The organism is Oscillibacter sp. UBA6647 (genome assembly GCA_002455655.1).
Taxonomy (GTDB): domain Bacteria; phylum Bacillota; class Clostridia; order Oscillospirales; family Oscillospiraceae; genus Oscillibacter.
This window is the reverse complement of record DKLF01000076.1, coordinates 1-8,032: the sequence shown is the minus strand read 5'-3', so window position 1 is coordinate 8,032 and position 8,032 is coordinate 1. Positions and strand designations below refer to the sequence as shown.

6 protein-coding genes are annotated in these 8,032 nt (G+C 55.4%); 3 read left to right on the top strand and 3 right to left on the bottom strand.

The window, feature by feature from the left end; all coding sequences use genetic code 11:
• Positions 1-1,199: helicase-related protein (locus tag B2W96_RS05600; RefSeq protein ID WP_293009304.1), on the top strand; the 1,199-nt coding region annotated here is incomplete at its 5' end.
• Between the two features lie 196 nt (positions 1,200-1,395).
• Here the strand turns inward: B2W96_RS05600 and B2W96_RS05595 are convergent.
• The gene (locus B2W96_RS05595; RefSeq protein WP_293009303.1) at positions 1,396-2,205 is read right to left on the bottom strand and encodes an SDR family NAD(P)-dependent oxidoreductase; all 810 of its coding nucleotides are present in this window, start codon (positions 2,203-2,205) and stop codon (positions 1,396-1,398) included.
• A gap of 73 nt (positions 2,206-2,278) precedes the next feature.
• Positions 2,279-3,043, bottom strand: a complete 765-nt coding sequence (locus B2W96_RS05590) for an IclR family transcriptional regulator (protein ID WP_293009302.1) — start codon at positions 3,041-3,043, stop codon at positions 2,279-2,281.
• A 228-nt stretch (positions 3,044-3,271) separates the two neighbouring features.
• On the opposite strand from B2W96_RS05590, the gene nifJ reads away from it, so the two are divergent.
• Complete coding sequence (gene nifJ / locus B2W96_RS05585; RefSeq protein WP_293009301.1) at positions 3,272-6,793, top strand: pyruvate:ferredoxin (flavodoxin) oxidoreductase; 3,522 nt, start codon at positions 3,272-3,274, stop codon at positions 6,791-6,793.
• 13 nt (positions 6,794-6,806) lie between these two features.
• Positions 6,807-7,250 (top strand): 3-hydroxyacyl-ACP dehydratase FabZ, encoded by a 444-nt coding sequence (gene fabZ, locus B2W96_RS05580; RefSeq protein ID WP_293009300.1) that lies wholly within the window; start codon positions 6,807-6,809, stop codon positions 7,248-7,250.
• An 82-nt stretch (positions 7,251-7,332) separates the two neighbouring features.
• Here the strand turns inward: fabZ and B2W96_RS05575 are convergent, their stop codons facing one another.
• Complete coding sequence (locus tag B2W96_RS05575) at positions 7,333-8,007, bottom strand: class II aldolase/adducin family protein (RefSeq protein ID WP_293009299.1); 675 nt, start codon at positions 8,005-8,007, stop codon at positions 7,333-7,335.
• Positions 8,008-8,032: the final 25 nt, after the last annotated feature.

Here is an 8,032-nt window from a genome sequence, read left to right as displayed (position 1 = left end):
AAGTGCAGATGCCGGGTGCGAAGCACCTTTGCTGTACGGTAGAAAAAGCAAATTTAAGCGGCAAATACGATGTAGCGGTGATCGACGAGGTACAGCTGTTGGCAGATTCACAGCGGGGTGATGCGTGGACCCGGGCTGTTTTGGGCCTGTGCTGCCCGGAAATTCATCTTTGCGGTGCGCTGCTTGCAAAGGAGCAGTTGACCGCCATGATCCGGGACTGCGGAGACGAGTATGAGTTGAAGGCATATACCCGTCTGGTACCGCTGCAAATGGAATACGCTCCGGTGCGGCTGAAGAATGTTGGGCAGGGCGATGCTCTGGTGGCTTTTTCCAAAGCTGCGGTGCTGTCTTTGTCGCGGTATCTCGGGCAGTTGGGCATCCGCTCCAGCGTAATTTATGGGGATCTTCCGCCAGAGGTGCGCCGGGGACAGTACGATGCTTTTATTCAGGGGAAAAACCCGGTTTTGGTTGCCACGGATGCCATCGGCATGGGTGTCAATCTCCCCATTCGTCGCCTCATTTTCACAGAACTGGAGAAATTCGACGGGGAGTCCCGCCGACCTCTTACCTCTCAGGAAATTAAACAAATTGCCGGACGGGCAGGGCGCATCGGCATCTATGAGATCGGATATGTAGCCTGTCTGGATGAGCGTGTCTCTGTGGTGGAAGAAAAGCTTGCCGCCGAAGATGATCCCATAGAACAGGCTGTGGTCGGCCCCAGCGAGGCCATTTTGCAGATTGGCCTGCTGCCTTTGCGGGAAAAGCTGGCGCTGTGGAGCACAGAGACGGAGCCACTGTCTTATTACCGCAAGAAGGATGTGAACACAGAGCTTTTCCTGCTGGATATGCTGGAGCCCTATCACCTGCCAGAGCAGATTCAGTGGCGCTTGATGCGCGTTCCTTTTTCTCTGGGAAATTCTGCGTTGCTGGCCCAGTTTGCAGAGTATGCCCACGCGTGCTTTTCCTTAAATGCGCAGCAGTTGGAAAAGCCGGTCCCGGAAGGGCAGTCCTGCGAGCAGTTGGAGACGTATTACCAGCAGGTGAACCTGTACTATTCTTTTTCCAAGGCATTGGATATGCCCATTGACGAACTCTGGGTACTCGATACCCGAAATCGGGTGTCTGCCCGCATCCGTTCGGCGCTGGAAAAGCTCCGCTGGGACCGACCGGAAAAAACATTCCGCGGGAGGGAGCGGTAAAAAACAAAGCTGCAATTCCGTCCTCTGCAAAACGATCCGGGCGAGCCGAGTCAAAGCTGCAAGAGCTTCGGCATCACACATGCATCGCAGACGGGCTGATGGAACTATCCCGGTAATAAGCACTGTGAGAAAGCAAGGAAGACGGCACTTTTAAAAGTGCCGTCTTCCTGATTGCGCGGGCGCTGTGCTGCTTTTGTCAATACTGTGTGTCGTATTCCCAGGGGGCGCCGCCGCACAGGCAGCCTCCGTCCACATGATATGCCTGTCCGGTCATATAGGCCGACGCGTCGGAGGCCAGCATGATGGCCATTCCCACCAGTTCTTCCGGCATTCCGGGACGGCCCATGGCAATTCGATCTCTCAGCCAAGGGGCGCGGGTGGGGTGATCCCAGGTCACCTGGGTCAGTTCCGTGAGGATGTGTCCCGGGCTGATGGCATTGGCCCGGATGCCATACTGTGCGAATTCTATGGCCATGGAACGGGTCAGCGCCACCACGCCGCTCTTTGTGGCTCCATAAACAGAGCAGCCGCCCAGCATCCCCTCATCGTTATGGGAACCGATGTTAATGATGTTGCCGCTTTTTCGCTTGTACATCTCCCGGGCCACGGCCTGACTGAGCATGAAAACACCCTTGAGATTTGTGTCCATAATTCGGTCGTAAGTCTCCTCGTCCACGTCCAGAAGGCCTTCCCGCTTATTCATGCCGGCCACGTTGAACAGCACGTCAATTTTTCCGCATTGGGCTGTCACATCGTCCACACAGGTATGGATGCTGCTCATATCCGTCACGTCCAAACAGTGGGCAAAAGCTTTGCCTCCGTTGGCCATAATTTTATCAGTCAGGGCCTGACACTTTTCCACCGAGCGGCCGCACAGAAACACTTCTGCCCCCGCATAAGCCAATCCTTCGCTGATGGCCGACCCGATCCCGCCGGCAGCGCCGGACACTAGGACGGTCTTTCCGTCCAATCCAAACACATGATTGAGATATTCCTTGCTGTTCATAACTGTTTCCTTTCCTTGGGTGGGTCCACGCCCGCCAATTGCAATTATTATACCGGTGTGTAAAATGGCCTTTTCATTTGCGGTAGCCCAGCAGAGCGGAGATTCGCTCTGCTGATTTTTTTACTTCACTGGTTATAAACGCCTCTTCCGATTTCATCCGATAGTTGGGCCCGGCAATACTCACGGCCGCCCGAACATGGCCCGTCATGTCGTAGATCGGCGCACCAATGCAGATCAGTCCCTGCTCAATCTCTCCATTGTCCATGGCATAGCCATTTAACCGAGCTTTGACCAGTTCCTCCCGAAGCTGCTCGGAATTTGTGATGGTAGTCTCCGTCATGGGTGTTTGATTCTTCATCCATTCGCAGTATTCATCCACATACTCTTCCGGCTGCGCGGCCAGCATCGCCTTGCCGCCGCTGGTTGCATAGGCCGGTGCGCGGCTTCCCACCCGGGTGTTGCACACCACGGAGCGGTGCGTCTCCACCTTATCCAAGTAAAAAATATCATAATCCAGCAAAACACTGAGATTCACAGTCTCCTGTACCACATCGCTCAGCCGCTCCAACTCCGGATGGGCCATGCTGCGAATGTCTGAGCGCCCCATAATTGCGCTGGAAAGCAGATAGAGCCTGGGGCCCACCCGATAGCTTTTGCGGACTGGGTCCTGCTCCAGATACTGCCGCTCTACCAGTGTGGAAATTTGCCGAAAGACCGTGGTGGTAGGAAGATCCAGGCGTTCCACCAAGGCCTTCAGCGTCCATTCGGTGTCACAATCCATAAAGCATTCCAGAATTTGCAGAGCCCGCAAAATGCTGGAAACCTGTTCTTTTGCCATATATTTTCAACCTTTCGCACAGAATTCCGCCTTGAATTTTGTCTGTTATATGCTTGACAAATACTCTACAAGCGCTTATCATGAGTATAACATAAGTGTTTTCATTTGTGAATATTTTTTTGCCCCATTTTCGGAAAATGATTCCGCAATACGGAAATTGCGCGTTGGCAGCGCAAAATCCCATGCAAAACACCGATCCCCGGATAAGAGGAAGAAAGGAACCAAACTATGAGTAAGAAAAGTGTTGTCATGGACGGCAATACGGCTGCGGCATACGTATCCTACGCGTTTACGGAAGTCGCCAGTATTTTCCCCATCACGCCCTCCTCCACTATGGCGGAGAAGGTGGACGCTTGGGCAGCCAATGGAAAGAAAAATATTTTCGGAGAACCCGTTAAGGTTATTCAGATGCAGTCCGAGGCCGGCGCGGCGGGCACCTGCCACGGCTCTTTGCAGGCCGGTGCCCTGACCACTACCTATACTGCATCTCAGGGCCTCCTGCTGATGATCCCCCCCATGTATAAAATCGCCGGTGAGTTTTTGCCCGGCGTGTTCCATGTGTCTTCCCGTACCATCTCTGTCCATGGTCTGTCCATTTTCGGCGATCATTCCGACACCATGGGCTGCCGCATGATCGGCTTTGGCATGCTGGCGTCCTCCTCTCCGCAGGAGGCAATGGATCTGGGGGCCGTGGCGCATCTTGCCGCGATCAAGGCGCGCCATCCCTTCCTGCACTTTTTTGACGGCTTCCGCACTTCTCACGAGATGCAGAAGATCGACGCGCTGGATTATGACGATCTTGCCAAGCTGGTGGACTACGACCAGCTGCTGGCGTTCCGCAAAAATGGATTGAACCCCGAGCATCCCTTCACCCGCGGAACCACCGTCAACCCAGATATTTTCTTCCAGTGCCGCGAGGGCTGCAACGAGCATTATGCCATGCTTCCTGCCATCGTCCAGAGCTATATGGATGAGATCAACAAGCTCACCGGCCGGGATTACAAGCTGTTTAATTACTATGGTGCACCCGATGCAACTGAGTGCGTGATTCTTATGGGCTCCTCCGCCGAAACCGTGAAGGAGACGGTGGACTATCTCAATGCCCATGGCCGCAAGGTGGGCATGATTCAGGTGCATCTGTATCGCCCCTTCTCCGCAGAGCATTTCCTGTCCGTTCTGCCCAAAAGCGTTAAGAAAGTGGCAGTACTGGACCGGACCAAAGAGCCCGGCGGCATGGGCGAGCCGCTCTATCAGGACGTGGAAAGCGTGTTGCACCGCAACTGCCCCGGCGTGCAGGTGGTGGGCGGCCGGTATGGCCTGGCCTCCAAGGATACCACCCCGGGTCAGATTGTCGCCGTGTACGACAACCTGACAAGCGAAGCGCCCAAAAACGATTTCACCATCGGCATTGTGGACGACGTGACCTTTACTTCTCTTCCTTATGAAGAAGTCTCCATCCCCAAAGAGGGTGAAACCTCCTGTAAAATCTGGGGAATCGGCGGCGATGGCACCGTGGGCGCCAACAAGAATACGATTACCACCATAGGTCTTGCGGCGGACATGTATGCTCAGGCCTATTTTTCCTATGATTCCAAGAAATCCGGCGGACTGACCCAGTCCCATCTGCGCTTTGGGAAAAACCCCATCCGCTCTCCGTACATGGTGAATTCCGCAGACTTTGTGGCGCTACATGAGCCGTCTTACCTTGGTCAATATGATGTCACTGCCGATCTGAAGGACGGCGGGACCTTCCTTTTGAATTGCAGTTGGAGCGACGCCGACCTGCCCTCCCATATCCCCGGCAAGATGAAGCGTGACCTTGCCAAAAAGCACACGGAGATGTACGTCATCGACGCCACGGCCATTGCCCGGGAGATCGGCCTTGGAAACCGCACGAACACCGTGCTTCAGGCGGCTTTCTTCAAGCTGACTAACATCATCTCTCTGGATCTGGCGGTCAAGGAGATGAAGGACGGCATTTATAAGAGCTATTTCAAAAAAGCCGGTGAGAAGATCACCAATATGAACTATACCGCCGTGGACCGCGGTCTGACCGATGTGCGGAAGTTTGAAATCCCTGCCGAATGGGCCAGCGCACCCGACGATGACGCACCGGAAAAGGATATTCCCGGTTTCATCAGAGACGTGGTGATCCCCATGAACAGCCAGGAAGGCGACAAAATTCCCGTCTCTACTTTCAAAAAGTATAACTGTCTGGACGGCACCTGGGAAAACGGTACCACCCGGTTTGAAAAGCGCGGCGTAGCCGTGATGGTGCCCAAGTGGGATGCCAACAAGTGCATCCAGTGCAACCAGTGCGCTTTTGCATGTCCCCACGCGGCCATCCGTCCCGTGCTGCTGAATGAGGAGGAGGCCGCCAACAAGCCCGCTTCCTTTGAGACAGTTCAGGCCAAGGGGCTGAACCAATATCAGTACCGGATGCAGGTTTCTCCTTACGACTGCATGGGCTGCGGCTCCTGCGCCAACATTTGTCTGGCGAAGGACACGGCGCTGACCATGGTGCCATTTGAAACACAGGTAGCCGAGGGAGAGAACTGGACCTTCGGCGTGGAACAGACTCCTATTAAAAAGGACGCTTTCTCTGCCAAAAACGTGAAGGCCAGCCAGTTCTCCAAGCCCTATTTCGAGTTCTCCGCCGCCTGCGCCGGCTGCGCCGAGACGCCGTATATCAAGCTGGTGACCCAACTGTTCGGCGACCGGATGTACATTGCCAACGCCTCCGGCTGCTCCTCCGCCTATGGCGGCCCTCTGCCCGCTACCCCCTACTGCAAGGATGAGCGCGGCTTCGGACCCTCTTGGGAACAGTCCCTGTTTGAAGACAACGCTGAGTTTGGTTACGGCTTCCTCAACGCCCACGAGGTGATCAACAAGGAAGTTCTGCTCCGCGTTCAGACTCTGATTGACGCCGACGTGGCCAAGGAAGCCTGCGAAATTTATCTTCAGGACAAGGACGAGTCCGAAAAGACCCGCGCTGCATCTGATCAGCTCATTGCCGCGCTGGAGAAGATCAATACTCCCAATCAGGAAGCGGCCAAGGCAGCCAAGTTTGTGCTGGACAACCGGGAGTTTTTGACCAAGAAGTCTGTCTGGTGCTTTGGCGGCGACGGCTGGGCTTACGACATCGGTTTTGGCGGCGTGGACCACGTGCTGGCCCAGAACCGCGACATAAACATTCTGGTGATGGACACCGAGGTGTACTCCAACACCGGCGGACAGTCTTCCAAGGCCACCCCCACCGCCGCCATTGCAAAGTTTGCGGCGGGCGGCAAGGAAGTGCGCAAGAAGGATCTGGGCAGCATCCTGATGAGCTATGGCTACATTTATGTGGCGCAGGTTTCCATGGGTGCCGACCCTGCCCAAACGCTGCGTGCCATCCGCGAGGCCGAGGCCTATCCCGGCCCGTCCATTGTCATTGCCTACTGCCCCTGCTTGGAGCACGGCATCAAGGGAGGCATGGGCAACAGTCAGCTGGAGCAAAAGCGCGCCGTGGAGTGCGGCTACTGGCATCTGTATCACTTTGACCCCCGCCTGAAGGACGAGGGCAAGAATCCCTTCGTTCTGGAATCAAAGGATCCCACCGGCGATCTGTCGGCTTATCTTAAATCCGAGCGCCGTTACGCCGCGCTGGCGGATTCCTTCCCCGAGCGGGCGGAACAGCTGTACGCCAAGACCATCCGCGATGCCGCCGACCGACTGGAGGGCTATAAGCGCCGGGCGGAAAACGACTGAGGAGGTATTTGGAATGACGCAGGCAGTTCAGCTCAACCATGAGCAAGTCATGGCCATTATTCCCCACAGGGACCCCATGCTGCTGATTGACGAGGTTTCAGAGCTTGTTCCAGGAGAGCGTGTTGTGGCCAGCTTTTATGTGGACCCCGCACGGGAGATTTTCAAGGGCCATTTTCCCGGTGATCCGGTTCTGCCCGGTGTGTACACGGTGGAAGCCTCCGCACAGGCAACCGATCTGGTGCTGATGACCAAGCCGGACTATGCCGGGAAAATTCCCCTCTTTCTGGGCATTAACAATGTAAAGTTTCGAAAAAAGATTTTGCCTGGAGACACACTGGAAATCCACGCGGAAATACTGACTCAGCGGCCTGAAAAGGCCATTGCCACCTGCAAATGTATCGTTTATACCGCAGGCGATCTTGCTGCGGAAAGCGAAGTTACCATTGCCATGAGATGAGGGAATATTTTTTCCCACAGCAGAATTTTGCTTTTCATCATAAAACAATGCCGTATGCTTTTGCATACGGCATTGTCCGTTTTTATGGATGAAGGTAGCCCCCGCCCGTGCCGGGAGTTTGACCGTAGGACTGGAACCGCTCCAGCACCTGCGCCATCTGGCTTTGGGTGAGGACGTTGGGCGTGCCCACGCACAGTGCCCGGTATTGCAGCTCGGCAACGTACTCTAGGTTGCGGGCAAGACTGTATGCCCCTGAAAGATCGTCCCCGCAGACAACAATCCCGTGGTTTGCAAGCAAAACCGCGTTTCCCGAACCGCAGGCCGCGATGGCTTCCTGCGCCAGCTCCGGGGTGCCGAAGGTGCGGTAGGGGGCGCAGGGAACCTCGTCCGTCCCGGCGTCGCCAATGGCATAGTGCACCGCCTGAAGGGATTGTCCCAGAACGGCAAAGGTAGTGCAATAAACGGAATGGGTATGAACCACCGCCTGCGCTTTGGGCTTGTGTTGGTAGAAAACGGCATGGAGTGCCCACTCGCTGGAAGGCTTTCGGCCTCCGTCTGTCACGCGTCCGTTCAAATCCGCAATGACCACGTCCTCCGGCTGAATCTGGTCATAGTCCATGCCCGAGGGGCTGATGGTCATCAGCCCGTCTTCCGGTCTGTAAATACTCAGGTTTCCGCTGGTGCCGGGGCAAAGTCCCGCGGCGCTCAGCTTTCTGCCGTATTCGGTCACCAGTTCCCGCTCCTTTTGCATCAGCATAAAGCGTCCTCCTACAATATAAATT

Coding starts and splice junctions, on each gene's coding strand:
- B2W96_RS05595 (WP_293009303.1), bottom strand. CDS start 2,205: ATGAACAGCAAGGAATATCTCAATCATGTGTTTGGATTGGACGGAAAG.
- B2W96_RS05590 (WP_293009302.1), bottom strand. CDS start 3,043: ATGGCAAAAGAACAGGTTTCCAGCATTTTGCGGGCTCTGCAAATTCTG.
- nifJ (WP_293009301.1), top strand. CDS start 3,272: ATGAGTAAGAAAAGTGTTGTCATGGACGGCAATACGGCTGCGGCATAC.
- fabZ (WP_293009300.1), top strand. CDS start 6,807: ATGACGCAGGCAGTTCAGCTCAACCATGAGCAAGTCATGGCCATTATT.
- B2W96_RS05575 (WP_293009299.1), bottom strand. CDS start 8,007: ATGCTGATGCAAAAGGAGCGGGAACTGGTGACCGAATACGGCAGAAAG.